Origin of the sequence: Pseudomonas sp. TE50-2, assembly GCF_040813665.1 — a bacterium.
Lineage (GTDB): Bacteria > Pseudomonadota > Gammaproteobacteria > Pseudomonadales > Pseudomonadaceae > Aquipseudomonas > Aquipseudomonas soli.
In genome coordinates this window covers 773734-789004 of the sequence record NZ_JBFNXN010000001.1, presented here as the reverse complement: position 1 = coordinate 789004, position 15271 = coordinate 773734, and the positions used below count along the sequence as shown (strand labels likewise).

Genomic DNA, 15271 nt, shown 5'->3' with positions numbered 1-15271 from the left:
AAAGGAGCGCATTCTACGGGCAGAACGGCCATTGCGGTAGAGGCAAGCACGATGGGCGCATAATCGCGGAGGAAGGCGCTAACAAGCTGACTTTTAAGTCAATGTTTGTGAGGTGCCCGCCGCTGTTCAACGGGCACGAAAAAGCCCGCCGAAGCGGGCTTTTCCTGTGGCGCTGGCAACCGATTTGATCAGTCGTCGCGGCCCATGATGCCGAACAGCTGCAGCAGGCTGACGAACAGGTTGTAGATCGACACGTACAGGCTGATGGTAGCCATGATGTAGTTGCGCTCGCCGCCATGGATGATGGCGCTGGTCTGGAACAGGATGCAGACCGACGAGAACAGTACGAAGCCAGCGCTGATCGCCAGTTGCAGGCCGCTGATCTGGAAGAAGAAGCTGGCCACCACGGCACCCAGCAGGACGAAGAAGCCGGCGGTGATGAAGCCGCTGAGGAAGCTCATGTCCTTGCGGGTGATCAGCACGTAGGCCGACAGGCCGCCGAACACCAGAGCGGTCATGGCGAAGGCTGAGCTGACCACTTCGGCGCCACCGGCCATGCCCAGGTAGCGGTTGAGGATCGGGCCGAGGATGAAGCCCATGAAGCCGGTGAGGGCGAAGGTGGATACCAGGCCCCAGGCCGAGTCACGCAGCTTGTTGGTGAGGAAGAACAGGCCGTAGAAGCCGATCAGCACCACGAAGATGTTCGGGTAGCCGACACGCATCTGCTGGGCGACGAAGGCCATGATGCCGCTGAAGGCGAGAGTGAGGGCCAGCAGACTGTACGTGTTGCGCAGGACCTTGCTGACCTCCTGCTGCTCGACCTGCTGGCCGTGTTGGACGGCGTAATCCTGTTCGCGCATGGCGCACTCCTTTGGGGTGAGACCGCGGTCCGGGACCTGCGGTAGTGGAACGTATGGGGCAGAGCATATCAGAGCTGTCGCAAGCCGCGACACAGAGAGTTTGACAGCTTGTTACATTAAGGTATTATTGCCGCCGCAAAACAGCTGGAAGCGTGGCCGAGTGGTTTAAGGCAACGGTCTTGAAAACCGTCGATGGGCAACTATCCTAGAGTTCGAATCTCTACGCTTCCGCCACATTCAAAGCCCTGATTTTTCAGGGCTTTTTGCGTTTTTGGGGCATAGTAAAACTACCCATGGGAACACCCTTGGGAATGGTTTTATTTGTCAGCGCTGGCAAAACTTTCTCTATTTGGTGGGTTTTGCCAGAGCTCCAACGCGGCGGTAAACCCGTTCGGTGATGTCGCCCTTGGTGTGCCCGAGCAGCAGGCTGGCGTGGTCGACGTCAGTGATTTCCGATGCAGCTTTTGGGCGGATGTCTCGGAACTGGAACTGGCTGATCCGGCCGGCCAGGACCTGGTCGCCGGCTGCGACAGCTTCCTTCACAGCTTCCTCCCTGGCATCGTCCCATCGATGGCGAAGCATGGCCGCCGAGACACGTTTGCCTGAATCGGTCAGCAACAGGTAGGGCGATCCATGGGGTGCGTTCCGCTCCAGAATCTTTCTGATCAACGCGCCCAAGCTGCTTTCTACTCCGTCCACCTCAAGCATGATCCGCAACTTCTTCTGGGTCTTCTTCTGCTTTACGCCTAGGGCCTTGCCCTCGATGTCATCCTTCCTCATTGCCAGCACGTCCGCCGGACGCTGGCCCGTCAAATATGCCAAGTCCATGGCATCCTTCAATTCGCCCACCGCTTTCGCGTAAACCGCGCTCCAGATTGCGTCGTTCGCGTAGAAGTCCCGCGGCACCTCCTTATTCTTGCGTACACCCTGGCAGGGGTTCTCCCGGTTGGTAAGGCCCCATTCACGGGCGATGTTGAAGATGTGCGACAGGGTGGCGAGCTCTCGGTTTGCACGGACCGGCGCCGTCCTGGCGTCGCGGTACTTCGCTACGTGAGCGGGCGTAATGCCGTCGATTGGAGCCTTCTCGAAGTAGCTGCGCAACTGGCGTATTTCGGCCAGGTTGTCTTTCTGAGTGCGCGGCGCCTTCTTCGGGATGATGTCGCGCTCGTATCGGTCAAATATCGCCCCCATGGTGACCAGGTCCTTGGGTTTTTCCTTCGCTTCCAGCTCGGCCCATTTCAGCCTTGCCAGATTTAGGTCAGTGCCCAGCGGTACCGGCTTCCCAGACTTATCCAAGTAGAAGTAGCTGATCCACTCCTTGCCAGGGTTTTTCTTGCTTTTACTAGTGCGCTTGCGCCGATACATGCCGGGCGGCAGGTCACGGTTCTCAGTCTTCCGTGGGCGCATTTCACCTCACCTTCGAAATGTCAGGTGTCCACGCAGGGACTACAGGTGGTGGCGACGCCGTTGGCACTATTCCAAGGCTCACGCCCAGCTTCATGCGGACGTAATGGCGGCCAACCAGTGGGCGCCCGCTTCGGGTTTCAACGAATACCCAACCACGTTCCTCTAGCCAGCGGCGCTGATATCCCCTGGCCTTATAGCCAGTCAGCTCGGCTAGCTCTTCGTCCGAAAGAATCTCGGTTTGCATGTGATGGTCTCCACGCCGCTGGTCGCGGCAGGTGTGATTAAATGGGGCCTCAATCAGGAGGATCGATATGGGCAAGACAGCCAATAAGCCGTTCTACTTCGCAGGCGCACCGCTCGTTGCGATTGGTGCCGCCTTTGCCGCTGTAGGTGCGTCGGGGCAGGAAGCCTTCGGCTACACCGCAGTTGGGCTACTGGTGCCTGGCTTGTTGTTGCTCGGTGCGGGCTATAGGTCGAGTCGCCAGCGGGTTTAGTGGGGATCAGCCTTTTCCTACAGACCCTGCCCAGCGCGTTCGTCATGATTCGTTTGGTCGCTCAGTCAGTCGTCTTGGGTCCAAGACCGACGTAAACCTGGCTGGGCGGCTCTACCTAAGTCGTGCGCTTGCCGGGTGGCCAAGATGCGTATTCTCCCGGTGGCAGCTCGTCGGTCACGTCATGACCAGCCCACTCAAGAAACTTGCCGATCGGTAAGTGCGGGTAGTGCCGCCCAGGTGCCACCGATGGACCGTCGTACTGGACCTCATCCACGCCGACATAGATTACGGTTCGATCATTGACCAGGCCGCAGCTGCGCACGCACGCGGGCTTCTTGCCGCGATAGGTGCGGCCGCGCTCCAGTTTGAGTATTTCAGGCATGACGATTCCTTGGCCGCCATATCGCGGCAGCAAAAAAAAATAGATTCGGGTGACTTTAGTTGGTGGCGGGGTGTCCACCGGTCACGAGGAGCATTTCGCTACTCATTAGCAGTGGTGGATCAAATGAGCTTAATCAGTAGGGATCAACAGTTTCGTGCATACGAACTGCTTCGAAAGCTCGATGCCTTCACTGCTCAAACTATGAGTCAGGTTGTGTACGGCGCAACGTCGTCCGCCACTTGGCAATCGAATTGCGACCAGCATCGACGCGCCTTTGAAGAATGGATGACGTTCGCTGCTACGATGCACGTCCCAGAGCAGCCGGACGCAAAGTGATACTCCGCTTGTCCGATGCAGCTCTAACGTCTCGCTCTGCGGTTGATAACCGCTTCGCTTCCGATATGGTGGTACTTACACCCTCTCAAAGTGACGAAGGCCGTAGGAGTGCGACATGCGGATCCGTGGCGATGTTTTCTGGTCGTGGGCCGACCCGACGCTGCACCAACGTACCCATGAGGAAACGCTAAGCGATGGCAGTTTCATCGACGTGCAAGTCCGGCTGTCGCGTACCGGAGCAACCCAAATGTTCATTGGGGTATACGCTCCAAGCGGTGAAGTAATTCATGAGGTGGCGTTCGATTCGCGTCCCGGCGAGTCGATGACCCGGGCGATGGCTTGGGGGGTTGGTCGGGCGCGCCGAATCGCCGCCGACGGCTCTACTACCACCGACATGCTCGCTGCTTCGAAATAGAGGCGGAGTGGTTACAGCTTGATGGAGTACAAATGTGCTCCAGGCGGGATTTCGCTACCTGCCGGTGTTCGGCTGGAGAGCGAGACCCTTGACGGCCACGCTGTAGATGAACTTGATCTGATCCCAAGGGATCGTGTGGCTTTGCGCGAACTCCCCCTCTCCATCGCATACATCGCAGCCTTCCACCGGCTCTTCAAGATCGCGGCACTCCGGGCATTCGCGCACGACATTCAGCTTGAACTCACCAAGCAAAAGGGCTTTGGCGCCGTTCTCGGCAGTGAGCCGCCTGGGCATCAGGCAGTAGCCGTCGGGGATCGATACGGCCGGCTCCCGCTGGTGCTGCTCGGCTGGCTTAGCCAGTAGGGCGCGCAGCGTCTCCGGGATATCGAGCCATGCAGCAGCTGAAACGGCCGACACGCCATCAGCCAAGAGGTCATCAATTGCATCGGCAGCCATTTGTGCCAGTTCACGCGGCAGGTTGACCATCTCTTTGGTGCTGGATCGGTTTCCTGTGGGCATGGTTGTACCTCGTCGCCATATCGCGGCATTGATTAGAGGGAAGAGGGGTTACAGCAGCAGTGTTTCGGGGTACTTTTCCGCTTTTCAGGAGAGCCCGACGTGATAGTTCATGGAATCGAATACAGCTTCTGCAGAGCCTCAAGCGTCACCCTTGGCCACGATGGGTTGGGTCTTGAGTGCCTCCGCGACGACCAAATAATTTTCGAAATTTTCCGTAACGACGAGACGCTCAGGTTCGAGGTAACGCTATTTGAGCGTGACGTACCTCTAGAGCTGCTTGAGTACGCAGTGCCTGCGGCCCGTGAACTACTCGGGGATTTTGACCCTTACATCCCCAGTTAGGGGCGGCGTCGCCTGATCGTTTTTGTAGGAATGGGATGTCTCAAGCGCTTGCCAGTTGAAGTTGGTTCTCGCTGCCCGTAGCAAGTCCGGGGTTCAACTCTACGCGCCGGCCGGCCAGCATGCCGGCGATTTGGGCATCGAGGTCGAGTTCCACCGCTCGCGCCTTTCGAGCTTTTCCTATCTCACGGCCCGCCAAGAACTGCTCGATTAACGCCTTGTCCTGCGCTTCAACCGCTATCAAGTCTTGCCCGCTGGAATGCTGACCGATGGCAGGATCCTCTTCGCCACGCGGCACAAGTTCGTGGATCTTGTGATGCACCGCCGACACCCAGGCCAGCGCAAAATGGTCTCCTGCAGTTTCTGGCGAATAATCGCTGCGCTGCTTTCCTGCCCGCACTTGGGACACGTACTCGCGCCTGGCAATCGTCAGCTTGGTCAGTAGCGCCTCATAGGCATACATCGCGATCTGGGGAGCCGGATTCACGCCCACGTACAGCTCTCGTTCGATGACTCTACGCGTCGACGCACACCACTGGCGTCGGGAGAATGATCTAACCCCGAAGGCGTCCCCAACAATCGAACCTAAGTCTCGAGCCCAGGACGGGCGGCGTTTGGCTCTTGAACTGTCCGATTCGACCTCGCCTACGTCGCTGAGGCGCACATCGATCTCGGTGAGGCGGTACTCGCGCATCAATGCTTGAGCTTGGCGCATCGCTGTGGCCGCTTCGGTTTCATTCGAGCTTTTCGAAAGCGCCAGGCAGCGTTTGATTTTTCGGATGACTCGTTCGAGCTTGCTTTCGTCGTGCTGTTGTTCGGTCATGTTGTGGTCCTCGCGTGCAAGCGCCATCCTCGTCGGGGTGGCGGAAGCTTGTATTTTGGGTTAAAAGTTAGAGGTAAAAATTGGAGATTTGGGATGAATACAGGGCAGTGTAAACTTTGCTTAACCCATGGTGAGTTAAAGCTTAGTCACTTTATTCCAAAGTTTGTTGGTAAGTGGGTGAAAGAGACGTCCGCTACTGGGTTTATTCGTAAGAATACCAACGTAAATAAGCGTGCGCAGGACATAGAGAAAGAGTACTGGCTGTGTGGCTCTTGTGAGCAGCTGTTCTCGGGTTGGGAGCGTGAGTTCGCCAATAAAGTCTTCTATCCGTTCGTAAGAGACGAAATTGATAAAGTGGCCTATGGTGACTGGCTTGCAAAATTTTGCGCATCTCTAAGCTGGCGAACACTTGGCTACATGCGCAGTGTTAACCCAAGGGCAGATGGTAGGCAAAATGAAGTAGAAGAGGCTGCGTTAGAGGCACTGGCATCTTTTTTGCTCGGCAACTCATCCAATCCTGGAAAATATGAGCAGCACTTATTCCCACTTGAACCTATAGATTCAACCAATGCCGAAGTTCCTACAAATATCAATAGGTATTTCTTGCGGAATATGCAGATGGATGTTCTAGGCAATGATCAGGGTGAGGTCATCATTTACACCAAGCTGCCTAAATTTATGGTGTTGGGGCTTACAGGGCATAGAGAGTCAAGGCTGATGCGCGAAAGTCGTGTTTCGATCAGGGAAGGTGTGATCAAACCTCGAAATTATTATTGGCCGACTGGTTTTGCTAACTACATGTTTGGTAAGGCTCGCGAGATCTCTGAGCTATACAGAGCTATGAATAGCTCCCAGCACGCCATGATTGAAAAGACACTTCTGAAAGACCCAGGTCGAGCTGCTGCCTCACAGACAATAGCTGCCTTGCGGCACGACTTCGACATGTTTGGTGAAGATGTATTTATGCCAAGAAACCTAAGGGAGTTGGATTGAAGTCCTTTCAAGATCTAGTGGCTTCAGGTGCGCCCCGCGCCAGGCAGGGGTTGTCGATTAATAGGGGAAGGCGCTGGCGGGCAGCGCCGAGTGATATGCTTCGCCGCTTACCAAACAAGGAGAGTGGTAATGGGATGGAAGAGAAAGCTGGTAGCGCTGCAGCAGAGAATCACCCGTCGGCAGCGTCTGGTTGCGGGCGGCGCTGCTTTTGTGGTCGCCCAGATAGGGTCTTTCTCGTACCCGAGCCAACACTGGCTTTATCTGCTGATCTTTGGCGTCATCGTTTTCAGCAGCGCCTGGTCACCTGAGGTATACCGGAAGGGCTGATTCGCTGGCGGGCGGCGCCGGAGGGTCAGGCGGCGATCGGGTACTGCTTGGCCAGGGCCTGCTGCACTGTCGCGATGATGCGGCAGAGGTAGGTCCAATCTGGATTTGGCTCCATGGCATCGGCCGGCAGATTCCACCAGTCGTCACCGAACACGCGATGCATGAACTCGCGGTGGGCGCCGCCGCACGCATCGAGCGAGCTGGTGTGGCGAACATCCTCGGCTTCGTCGAGCAGGCTCCGGGCATCTTCTGCGTCCAGATCTCGGTCACGCCGCATTTGCATGATCACTCTCCGCGCTTTGTCGGCCAGGGCCTCAGCACTGAACCGGCGAGAGCTCAGCGACCGGTCGAAGTAGCCGATGATGTAGGCGTCGTGCAGCTTGCAGAAGAACTGGGCCACATTCAGGCCATCCCACATGCCGCCCCAGTACGCGTGCCAGGTCTTGTCGTAGCAGCTGACGGTGATCTTGCCTTTGCAGGGCGCCAGGTCTTCGAGGTACACGCTGATCCGGTCGAGGTTCGGCACCTCAGTGATCAGCAGCTTGGTGACTGTCGAGGTCTCGACTTGCATTACGGTACTCCATGCATGCGCCGCCCTCCGTGCTGGTGGCGGCATGGTGGCAATTTGGGGTGGGATGGGGTATTACGGGGTTCCAGCAATAACGCCGAATGGAGGAGTTAGGGAATGAGGGAGATTACTGACCATACGTGGGTCAAGATTCAGGATAGAGACTACATAGGGCGCATTGCAGTTGATCAAAAGCTTGAAGAAGTTGCCCTCTTGACTGCTGCAATCTCTAAAGCTGAAGGTCTTGAAGTTGCCAATCGGATTATGGACCGCGGTCGTATTGGTTTCGCGCTTGCCCGGTGCAAGCAATGGCACCTCGAAGACGACCGCGTCACTGACGACGATTTGCATATCTACTACCGCTACGCTACAGACTCAATGCGAAATGCTGAGGCTATTCTTGCCAAGGAGCTTCCTCACATTGGTCTATGAGCCGGTGCAATCAGCTCGTCACCGGGATCCTGCTGAATCATCAGCATGCTCTTGCGATCGAAGGCCAGGGCCAGGCGCGGTGAGATGCGGATCTCGTGCCGCGGCGGGGTGAGAAACTTCGCCGCGTGCAGCCTGCCAAGGGCGTGAATGCCGTGGATCAGCGCCTCGATCATCTGGCTGGCCGAGGCGTCAGCCCAGCCGCAGATCGATCGCAGGTGCTGGCCGGTTCGCTTCCTGGCTGACAACCGCAGCGACTCAGTTCGCGCCACAACTCGGTGAGCTTCGATTTCGTGGCGCGCGATCCGGAACAAGGCATGATGCCCGAGCGCTTCGATGTGATGAATCATCAGCGTCATCGCCTCGCCCTGTTCCTCGATCCCGGCCCACTCCATCAGCTCAAGCAGGGCCTGCTTAGTCCCTGGTCGAACCTTCAAGCGCAGATCTTCTTCCTGCAGTCGCTCGGCCTTTTCGCGACGGCGCCGGTCGCGCTCTGCCTGGTCTATCGCCATACGGCACCTCCCTTAATCTGTAGGGCGAGAAATGCTGGTTCGCTTGCCTGCTTCCATTGCCTCAATAAAACGCATGGCCGCACGGTGGCTAAAGCAGAATCTTTTGGTCTTGCCGGTGGCAATTTCGATGATGTGCCAAGCCTTGCCCTTGGCGACTGCCTGAAACAGAGCTTCGGGCGCTGGGGCAGGGCGGCCAATCATCTCGTAGAACTCGGCGGTAGCCATGAGGGAGCGTGCACGTAGGGCGGCCAGGCCGTCCACGCGCTGTTGCATGGAGTGGTGCATAGGATGATCCTCTGTTGGGATTCAGGCGTAGTGTTCGAAGGTCTCGGCCTTGCGAACGATTCGAATCTGGGCAGTGCGGCGCTCGGGCGCTCTGCGGTCGCGACGCAGTGGGTCGCCGTCATCGATGACCGCATGCATAGCGATCAGGCCGGCAAGGGCGATGCATAGTGGGCTGATGATCTGGCGGCGCATCGCTTCGGCCACGGCAGCTGCTCGACGCGCTACGCCAAGCTTGAACATGGCGTTCTCGATGCGGTTGGCCACGGTGCCAGGTGTGATCTGCATCTGCTGTGCAATCTGTTTGGCGGTCATGCCCTGGGCGACGCCAAGCAGCGCCTCCAGCTCGCGGGGAGCCAGCCCTTTGCCAAGGTGGCCTGTCCATGTGCCGCAAGTGATCGTTTCCATGAGTGGTCCTTGGTGGGCTGCATTGGAGAGCCTATCCCGCCTGTCTCCCTGAACATGTTGATGTAGGGTCGGGAAGGGCTCTCCGATGCAGCCTGGTGCTGGGGAAGACCAGGTGATCGGGCAGTTAACGTCAGGCGGACGTGGTACCGGATGCTCAGTTGGATTTCAGGTGCCAGCCACTACGAGCGAAGGCAGATCTACCAGAAAGTTTTCGGCACTGGATCGAGCTACCGTCGTCGAAAGTGAACTGCGTGGCGTGGTCCAGGATTTTGCGGCGGAGTGCGGCGGCTTTGATTTCCTCGCCAGTTGCGTTCAGGAGCTGTTCGGCCTTGGTCATCGTCTTGCTCTCAGGACGGTTGATTTCCCGTCTGGCCCTGTTTCCAAGGCCAGCCAGTGAAATCTGTTTTGCTCCAGCCGCGGTGCTCACCCGCTGGAAAACTGCATCGGCGCTTTACGCTGCACGCCTAGGGCAGTTGCCACCCCTCTGAACAGTTGAGGCCTGTTCATCGCTGCCTTCGTTGCTGGCCGGTGTCGATCCGGTATGCAATAAATATGTACCTAAGGTTCATATAGGTCAAGTACCAAAAGTACATAAATTTCTTGAGGGCGAAAAAAAGCCCGCGCATCGCGGGCTGTTTTTGCGGGGGGCAATGCTTAAAGCACTGAGCGAGGCCATTTAGCGTCTATGACGCGACCGACCAGTTCCCAGCTCCCATTCATCTCGACGGTGGGGAAGGCTGGGTTGAGGGGCTTGAGGAAAGCTTTTCCCGAATCCCAAATGAACTGCTTGAACGTTGCCTCATTGGAATCGATCAGTTTGGCGACAACGTACTGGCCATGCTCCACGTCGAATCCAGGTGCTACCAGAATCACCATTCCTTCGGAAAATGACATGCCATTTGGTGAAGTCATAGATGGCCCCTTCACCTTGAGCCAAAATCCGTTGGGGCCAGCCCAGGCGTCTGATGGGTGGAGTTCGTAGGCAGAAATGTTTGATAGTTCAATTGCTTCCATCGGCATTCCGGCCTGAACCCAGCTGATTTCAGGGTATTCGTAGTAGCGGACCGGCCCTGCTGATGGCTCGACGTTGGCGTCAAACTCCGATTGAGCATCGATCATTTCACCTTTGCCGTACTCAAGCCATTCGAGCCGGACGCCTAAGGCGGTTGCGAGTGCGAGCATCTTCACGCCGCCGGGCATGGTTTCCCCATTCAACCACTTGCTGGCTGCCTTGGGTGTGACGCTTGCAATAGTGGCAAGACGAGCGCCTGCACCCCATGTAGGGATGTCGCTGGCTGCAAGCGCTTTCTTGAGGCGTGCCGCAAAGGCTGCCCTGATTTCTTCGATCTGAACCATGGGTTCACTATCGCATGCGCTTGCATGTACTTTCAGTTCCGACATAATATGTACTTACAGTTCACATTAAACCTGGAGGCCTCATGAAGGCGCTCAAGAAGGCAGTCGACGATGCAGGCGGGGTGTTTGCCGTATCGACTGCCTGTAAGAAGACACCGCGGGCCGTTTACAAGTGGCTGGCTTGTGGCTGCCTTCCCCGAACCGAGTACACGGGAGAGACCTGCTACGCGGAAAAAATCGCTGAGCTAGCGAAAGCCAACGGCAAGCCCTTCAAGGCCAAGCAGTTGCTGGTTGATATCGCACCAGCGAAGGCGGCTCCGTGAATTATGCGTGACGTGGTTTTGCGTCAGTAGATGATCAATCCACCTGTTGATTTAACCAGTAAGGATGCATCGATGAAGCCAGTCACTATCTTGGCACTTGCGAATCGACGGTCTCGGTTTTCGACCGAGCTCTACCTCCAGGCCGAAAGCAGCTTGGAGGAATGCTTTATCGAGCTGTGCAGTAAAGAGGAAGTAATCGGCTATTTACGCCTGAAGCGCGAGCCGTTTGCCGATGAGTTCAGGGGTGGGCGCCTTGTAGCAACGTTTGGAGTAGTGGAAGTGCTTTCGGCACATTCTCCATGCCCAGATCAACTAGTTTCGTTATCAGCTGTTTTGTGGTCTCGGCGGGAGCTTCTCTCAGTGCTTTCAGAATCCCGTTCTTCTTTTCCTCAGGAAGGTCCGCAGCGTGGATCTTTGCCTCGATCAGCTGGCGGAGTGTTTCCTCGTGAAGCTTGATCGTAACCGTGTCGAGAATGGAGCCAAGCCCACCGTCATCAGCCAAGAAATCCATGCCCCTGGCAGTGCATTTCAGGTAGTTCATGTTGACCATAGTTTGCCCGTCAGCACTGAACCGAATGCAGTCTTCGATAAGCCCGTGTTGGCTCAAATAGTAAAGGTTGGCATCAAGAATTTTCTCACCGACAGCATCTGCCTGCTCGTCGTATTCCTCCCCGGACAAGCACTGGGGATAAGCCGCAGAAAGGCGCTCCAGAATTTGTCGCTGCAGATCTCTATCAAGACTCATATGTCCGGCCTCCGATGGCCTTTTCGTGTGGAAGCAAAAAGCTACCACGGATGAGCCGGGCGCCCCAAACACCTGAAACTCAGGCATAAAAAAACCGGGTGGCAGCCCGGCTTCTTCAACAGCTTTTAACGGGGACAAGTATGCATCCTACGTCCGGTGCAAGCAACTCTACGCCTGCTGCTCTACAAATTTTTCATCAAGTCCCGGCGCGGAGGTTTATGTGAGCGTCCAAGCTATGGGGTGGGCGCTGGAACTGCCCAAGTCTGTGCTCAAAGATGCGCCGGCACGGCATGTATTGCTTTGTCTTGCGAACTATGCAGGCGTAAGTGGCAAGGGCGCATTTCCGTCTGCCGCTACTCTCGCCGAACACACAGGGCTGTCTGAGCGTACCGTACGTACCAAGCTTGGCGAGTTGGCAAAAGCCGGCCTGATCGTGGAAGGCAACCAAGCCATTGCGGCCGCCCACATTGATCGACGTGACCGTCGTCCAGTTGTGTACGACCTTCAAATCAAACGGGGTGAAACTAATGCACCTCGTTCCGAACGGGGTGCAGCTCAAGGCACGGGGTGCAGCTCACAGCAGAACGGGGTGCAGCTCACGACCGAACGGGGTGCAGGAGCTGCACCCAATCCGTCATTGAACCAATCTACTCTCTCTCAGCGCGAGCCGTTCGCAATGTCCCTTGACTGGGAACCGAATCGGGAACTGCTGAAAGCCTATGCCCGTCGTGCAGGCCTGACCCTGGACCAGTTCAACGCGGTTGCCATTTCCGGCTTTGTGCTCCACCACGATGCCAAGGGCCTGGCCCAAACCGAAAAGCAGTGGCTGGCCGCTCTCGTCAGTTGGGTGAAGTCCGATCTCGCCCGTGCTGCGCGCTCGCCCGTTGTCCGTACCGGCGGATCGCAGCGCGCCAGCTTCGATGACGATGACACGTCGTGGATCGGGGAAGGGGGCGGCCAATGAATCAGGTTGCAACCGTGGCCCATGGCTTGTGGGCAAAGGTCCAGGCTGGCCAGTACGTGCCCTCGGATTACTCGCTGCCTGCTGATGTGAAGGCCGAACTCAACCGCAAGACTGCGGTGGTGATTAACGATCTGTTCCGCGATCTGCGTTCGATCTGCACCGCTTGGAAGCAGGCTTGGCCTGATAAGGCGACCTACGCCGCGTCCAAGCAGCAATGGCTGACCGCTTTCCTTGAGGCGGGCATCAGCAGCCCCGAGCAGCTGCAGTTCGGAATCATGCGGTGCAGGCAGTCGAGCGACCCGTTCATCCCCCCTCCCGGCGAGTTCATCCAGTGGTGCCAGCCATCGCCGGAAATGCTGGGCCTTCCCACACTGGCAGCTGCGTTTCGTGAGGCCTGCCGTAATGCCCATCCTGCCATGGCCGGGAAGGGCAAGTGGACCCACGACGCGGTCTGGCACGCCGCCAAGGAAAGTGGTTTCGAGAACCTGAACAAGCTGGCCACCGACGTGAGCGCCAAGCTGTTCGAGCGCAACTACACGATTGCTGTTCGGCGATTGGTCGCAGGTGAACCGTTGCAGAAAATGCCGTTGGCCCTCCCTGCAGAGGTGCCAGGCCAGCGCACGCCAAAAGTGGGCAATGAAGCCCTGGCGGCGATCCGAGCCAGGATGCTCGGTCGATGATCGAGTTTCCCGCGCCTGACCTCACCGAATACCGATACGCGCTGTACTGCCGCTCCGACCTGTTGGGGCTCTCCAGTACCTCGCACCCACCCATTGCGCTCTACCGCGACGAAGCATCGGCCGTCGCGCATGGCCAACTCATGTGGCCGAGCGCTTACACCGTCATTGACCTTCATGGAGACGACAGCCCATGCGGCAATCGAAACTGACCAAGGCCGCACGCAGTCGGGAGTGCCAAGTGCGCATTCCCGGGGTGTGTAACGGCAATCCAGAAACTACCGTGCTTGCGCATTACCGCATGGCGGGCACGTGCGGTGTTGGTATGAAACCCCACGACATGCAAGGCGCTTGGGCGTGCAGCGCCTGCCATGACGCCTGTGATGGCCGTCGCCGCGATGTCGACCGCGATACAGCGCGGCAGTACCACGCCGAGGGAGTGATGCGCACCCAAGCCGCCTTGCTCCATGAGGGGGTGCTGACCGCATGAGTGCGACTCGGGAAGTGAAGTTCAGCGAGGCCGAAGTTCGCCGGCAGGCTGCCGACAAGGCCGTACGCGACCTGCGCGACCCTCGTCACCCAGGCCTGTACCTGCGGTTCTGGATAACCCGCGAGCGCGGCACGTGGCACCTGGTGCGTGGCAAGAAGTGGGTGCCGGTCGCACGTTGGCCTGACCTGGGTGTTGCAGCGGTGATTGCCGAACTGCCCGCGCTGCGTCGGCGCCTGCTGCGAGATCCGGCCACCGCGCCCGTGGTGTCCGGCATGGGTACCGTGGGCCAGCTGCTGGACTGGTACGGCGACCGGATGGCCCGCGATCGCTCGTTGTCGGCGAAGCGCAAGGCAGGCGCACGGTCTGCCATCGCTCAGCACCTGAAGCCGCGACTGGCCGATCTAGCCCTGACGGACGTGAGTGCCGACTCTCTCGACAAACAACTGATGTGGCCGGCTCAGGCCGATGTGTCGCTCTCCTATCTGCGGCAGATGTTCGCCCTGTTGCTGACCGCCTTCCGCCAGGCCTTGAAGCTGGGCCTGATCGACGGGAACCCCATGGCCGGGATGCGCTTCAATGACTTCACCAAGGCCAAGATCCTGCCGAAGGCGGCGCGCCTGCGTGACGTGCAGCTACCCGAGCTGATGCAGCAACTGGCTCACGCCTTCGATGCGACCCCTGGCGACGCGATGCTGGCCTTGATGATGCTGGCCCACGGCACCCGAATCGGCGAGACCCGCATGGCGCGGTGGGCTGATGTCTCGTTGGCGGCGGCCGAGTGGTTCATCCCAGCGGCGAACACCAAGACTCGCACCGAGCACCGCTTGCCTCTGACCGCCCAACTGCAAGCACTGCTGACCCGGTACTGGGCGATTCAGCAGGCTCAAGGTTACCAGGGTGCCTACCTGTTCCCGAGTCGACGCGGGCTGCCGCTCAGCGAGACGCAGGCTAGTGCCGTCTTCACCCGGTTGGGGCAGGGCGCCTGGACCAGTCACGACCTACGCAAAGTGTCTCGCAGCACTTGGACCGACCTCGGCATTGACGGCCACATTGGCGAGATGCTGCTGAATCACTCGCTGGGCAAGATCGCCAGCACCTACATCCACACCCAGGCCATGCAGCAGCGCCGGGCAGCCCTGGAGAAGTGGCATGCCTGGTTAGACGGCATCGGTTTCGGTGCCATTCACGGCCTTACAGAGGCCTTATCCGAGATTTCTCATAACGGCGCGCAGCCCGCTAACGGCGCGGCTTCGAGCGACCTTACCGAATTTGTTACTAGCGAGGATTCGAAAGCATGAAAAAGAGCTACGGACTGACCTTCAAGAAGGCGTCGATCGAGCTGGCTCAGTGCCCTCTGTGCCGTGGGAGAGCGGTCACTCAGGGCGTGTTTTACGAACTGCCATGCGACCACTGCAACGCCTCTGGCTGGGTAGCGGCTGCGACTGGCGAGGCCCTGGCCCTGGATGAACTGGTGACCCAGCTCAGCATGGTCCTGCATGCCGCACGTCGGCAGATCGAGCAGTTGAGAAGACCTCAGGCTGGCGGGCCAGAGGCTGGATATCAGGGAAGCAACCGGCTCGGCGCCGGCGGCACCAACTACACCGGGGATTAGGGAGAAGGAC

26 protein-coding genes and 1 tRNA gene are annotated in these 15271 nt (G+C 58.1%); 14 read left to right on the top strand and 13 right to left on the bottom strand.

All coding sequences use genetic code 11. The annotated features are described in order from the left end of the window. Positions 1 to 188: 188 nt before the first annotated feature. Positions 189 to 860 carry a Bax inhibitor-1/YccA family protein gene (locus AAHK21_RS03550; RefSeq protein WP_028692373.1) on the bottom strand — a complete coding sequence of 224 codons (672 nt, stop codon included), beginning with the start codon at positions 858 to 860 and terminating at the stop codon, positions 189 to 191. A gap of 146 nt (positions 861 to 1006) precedes the next feature. On the opposite strand from AAHK21_RS03550, the gene AAHK21_RS03545 reads away from it, so the two are divergent. Continuing rightward, a tRNA-Ser gene (locus tag AAHK21_RS03545) sits at positions 1007 to 1094 on the top strand. Between the two features lie 111 nt (positions 1095 to 1205). On the opposite strand, the gene AAHK21_RS03540 is transcribed toward AAHK21_RS03545, so the two are convergent. Next, positions 1206 to 2267 (bottom strand): tyrosine-type recombinase/integrase, encoded by a 1062-nt coding sequence (locus AAHK21_RS03540; RefSeq protein WP_367856452.1) that lies wholly within the window; start codon positions 2265 to 2267, stop codon positions 1206 to 1208. Between the two features lies 1 nt (position 2268). After that, the gene (locus tag AAHK21_RS03535) at positions 2269 to 2511 is read right to left on the bottom strand and encodes a DUF4224 domain-containing protein (protein ID WP_217847475.1); all 243 of its coding nucleotides are present in this window, start codon (positions 2509 to 2511) and stop codon (positions 2269 to 2271) included. Between the two features lie 67 nt (positions 2512 to 2578). Here AAHK21_RS03535 and AAHK21_RS03530 point away from each other — a divergent pair, with 67 nt between their 5' ends. Beyond that, positions 2579 to 2761: a hypothetical protein gene (locus AAHK21_RS03530; protein ID WP_258598438.1), complete on the top strand. Its 183-nt coding sequence runs from the start codon at positions 2579 to 2581 to the stop codon at positions 2759 to 2761. Between the two features lie 115 nt (positions 2762 to 2876). On the opposite strand, the gene AAHK21_RS03525 is transcribed toward AAHK21_RS03530, so the two are convergent. Continuing rightward, the gene (locus AAHK21_RS03525; protein WP_367856451.1) at positions 2877 to 3143 is read right to left on the bottom strand and encodes a hypothetical protein; all 267 of its coding nucleotides are present in this window, start codon (positions 3141 to 3143) and stop codon (positions 2877 to 2879) included. 451 nt (positions 3144 to 3594) lie between these two features. Between AAHK21_RS03525 and AAHK21_RS03520 the strand changes: the two genes are divergently transcribed. After that, entirely contained in the window at positions 3595 to 3894 is a 300-nt protein-coding gene (locus AAHK21_RS03520) for a hypothetical protein (protein WP_367856450.1), read from the top strand. Positions 3895 to 3948: 54 nt separating this feature from the next. On the opposite strand, the gene AAHK21_RS03515 is transcribed toward AAHK21_RS03520, so the two are convergent. Further along, on the bottom strand, positions 3949 to 4413 hold the full coding sequence (locus tag AAHK21_RS03515; protein ID WP_367856449.1) for a hypothetical protein: 465 nt from the start codon (positions 4411 to 4413) through the stop codon (positions 3949 to 3951). Positions 4414 to 4512: 99 nt separating this feature from the next. Between AAHK21_RS03515 and AAHK21_RS03510 the strand changes: the two genes are divergently transcribed. After that, on the top strand, positions 4513 to 4755 hold the full coding sequence (locus tag AAHK21_RS03510) for a hypothetical protein (protein ID WP_367856448.1): 243 nt from the start codon (positions 4513 to 4515) through the stop codon (positions 4753 to 4755). 40 nt (positions 4756 to 4795) lie between these two features. Here AAHK21_RS03510 and AAHK21_RS03505 read toward each other — a convergent pair whose 3' ends face one another. Next, positions 4796 to 5575 (bottom strand): DUF2786 domain-containing protein, encoded by a 780-nt coding sequence (locus AAHK21_RS03505; protein WP_367856447.1) that lies wholly within the window; start codon positions 5573 to 5575, stop codon positions 4796 to 4798. A 93-nt stretch (positions 5576 to 5668) separates the two neighbouring features. On the opposite strand from AAHK21_RS03505, the gene AAHK21_RS03500 reads away from it, so the two are divergent. Then, positions 5669 to 6568 carry a hypothetical protein gene (locus tag AAHK21_RS03500; protein WP_367856446.1) on the top strand — a complete coding sequence of 300 codons (900 nt, stop codon included), beginning with the start codon at positions 5669 to 5671 and terminating at the stop codon, positions 6566 to 6568. 129 nt (positions 6569 to 6697) lie between these two features. Next, a complete protein-coding gene (locus AAHK21_RS03495) occupies positions 6698 to 6895 on the top strand; it encodes a hypothetical protein (RefSeq protein ID WP_367856445.1) in 198 nt (65 codons plus the stop codon). Between the two features lie 25 nt (positions 6896 to 6920). On the opposite strand, the gene AAHK21_RS03490 is transcribed toward AAHK21_RS03495, so the two are convergent. Further along, positions 6921 to 7466: a hypothetical protein gene (locus tag AAHK21_RS03490; protein ID WP_367856444.1), complete on the bottom strand. Its 546-nt coding sequence runs from the start codon at positions 7464 to 7466 to the stop codon at positions 6921 to 6923. 114 nt (positions 7467 to 7580) lie between these two features. Between AAHK21_RS03490 and AAHK21_RS03485 the strand changes: the two genes are divergently transcribed. Further along, positions 7581 to 7895: a hypothetical protein gene (locus AAHK21_RS03485; RefSeq protein ID WP_367856443.1), complete on the top strand. Its 315-nt coding sequence runs from the start codon at positions 7581 to 7583 to the stop codon at positions 7893 to 7895. On the opposite strand, the gene AAHK21_RS03480 is transcribed toward AAHK21_RS03485, so the two are convergent. The 5 genes from AAHK21_RS03480 to AAHK21_RS03460 all read right to left on the bottom strand — a co-directional run bounded on the left by AAHK21_RS03480 (position 7880) and on the right by AAHK21_RS03460 (position 10450). Further along, the gene (locus AAHK21_RS03480; protein WP_367856442.1) at positions 7880 to 8404 is read right to left on the bottom strand and encodes a hypothetical protein; all 525 of its coding nucleotides are present in this window, start codon (positions 8402 to 8404) and stop codon (positions 7880 to 7882) included. The genes AAHK21_RS03485 and AAHK21_RS03480 overlap by 16 nt on opposite strands. Positions 8405 to 8416: 12 nt before the next feature. Beyond that, positions 8417 to 8689 carry a hypothetical protein gene (locus tag AAHK21_RS03475; protein WP_367856441.1) on the bottom strand — a complete coding sequence of 91 codons (273 nt, stop codon included), beginning with the start codon at positions 8687 to 8689 and terminating at the stop codon, positions 8417 to 8419. 21 nt (positions 8690 to 8710) lie between these two features. Beyond that, complete coding sequence (locus AAHK21_RS03470; protein ID WP_367856440.1) at positions 8711 to 9094, bottom strand: helix-turn-helix transcriptional regulator; 384 nt, start codon at positions 9092 to 9094, stop codon at positions 8711 to 8713. A gap of 154 nt (positions 9095 to 9248) precedes the next feature. Further along, complete coding sequence (locus tag AAHK21_RS03465) at positions 9249 to 9431, bottom strand: hypothetical protein (RefSeq protein WP_367856439.1); 183 nt, start codon at positions 9429 to 9431, stop codon at positions 9249 to 9251. A 317-nt stretch (positions 9432 to 9748) separates the two neighbouring features. Beyond that, positions 9749 to 10450, bottom strand: coding sequence for a S24 family peptidase (locus AAHK21_RS03460; RefSeq protein WP_280092682.1), 702 nt, complete (start codon positions 10448 to 10450; stop codon positions 9749 to 9751). A gap of 83 nt (positions 10451 to 10533) precedes the next feature. Between AAHK21_RS03460 and AAHK21_RS03455 the strand changes: the two genes are divergently transcribed. Continuing rightward, positions 10534 to 10773, top strand: a complete 240-nt coding sequence (locus AAHK21_RS03455) for a hypothetical protein (RefSeq protein ID WP_367856438.1) — start codon at positions 10534 to 10536, stop codon at positions 10771 to 10773. A 238-nt stretch (positions 10774 to 11011) separates the two neighbouring features. Here AAHK21_RS03455 and AAHK21_RS03450 read toward each other — a convergent pair whose 3' ends face one another. Then, positions 11012 to 11656 (bottom strand): hypothetical protein, encoded by a 645-nt coding sequence (locus AAHK21_RS03450; protein WP_367856437.1) that lies wholly within the window; start codon positions 11654 to 11656, stop codon positions 11012 to 11014. Between the two features lie 97 nt (positions 11657 to 11753). On the opposite strand from AAHK21_RS03450, the gene AAHK21_RS03445 reads away from it, so the two are divergent. The 6 genes from AAHK21_RS03445 to AAHK21_RS03420 are packed head-to-tail and all read left to right on the top strand — an operon-like array spanning position 11754 to position 15261. After that, entirely contained in the window at positions 11754 to 12482 is a 729-nt protein-coding gene (locus AAHK21_RS03445) for a DnaT-like ssDNA-binding domain-containing protein (protein ID WP_367858942.1), read from the top strand. Continuing rightward, a complete protein-coding gene (locus tag AAHK21_RS03440; RefSeq protein ID WP_367856436.1) occupies positions 12479 to 13162 on the top strand; it encodes a replication protein P in 684 nt (227 codons plus the stop codon). The genes AAHK21_RS03445 and AAHK21_RS03440 overlap by 4 nt, the downstream gene beginning before the upstream one ends. Continuing rightward, positions 13159 to 13371, top strand: a complete 213-nt coding sequence (locus AAHK21_RS03435; RefSeq protein WP_367856435.1) for a hypothetical protein — start codon at positions 13159 to 13161, stop codon at positions 13369 to 13371. Before AAHK21_RS03440 ends, AAHK21_RS03435 begins: the two co-directional genes overlap by 4 nt. After that, positions 13353 to 13649, top strand: coding sequence for a DUF1364 domain-containing protein (locus AAHK21_RS03430; RefSeq protein WP_367856434.1), 297 nt, complete (start codon positions 13353 to 13355; stop codon positions 13647 to 13649). The genes AAHK21_RS03435 and AAHK21_RS03430 overlap by 19 nt, the downstream gene beginning before the upstream one ends. Beyond that, positions 13646 to 14947 (top strand): tyrosine-type recombinase/integrase, encoded by a 1302-nt coding sequence (locus AAHK21_RS03425; protein ID WP_367856433.1) that lies wholly within the window; start codon positions 13646 to 13648, stop codon positions 14945 to 14947. The genes AAHK21_RS03430 and AAHK21_RS03425 overlap by 4 nt, the downstream gene beginning before the upstream one ends. Continuing rightward, the gene (locus AAHK21_RS03420; protein WP_367856432.1) at positions 14944 to 15261 is read left to right on the top strand and encodes a hypothetical protein; all 318 of its coding nucleotides are present in this window, start codon (positions 14944 to 14946) and stop codon (positions 15259 to 15261) included. Before AAHK21_RS03425 ends, AAHK21_RS03420 begins: the two co-directional genes overlap by 4 nt. Positions 15262 to 15271: the final 10 nt, after the last annotated feature.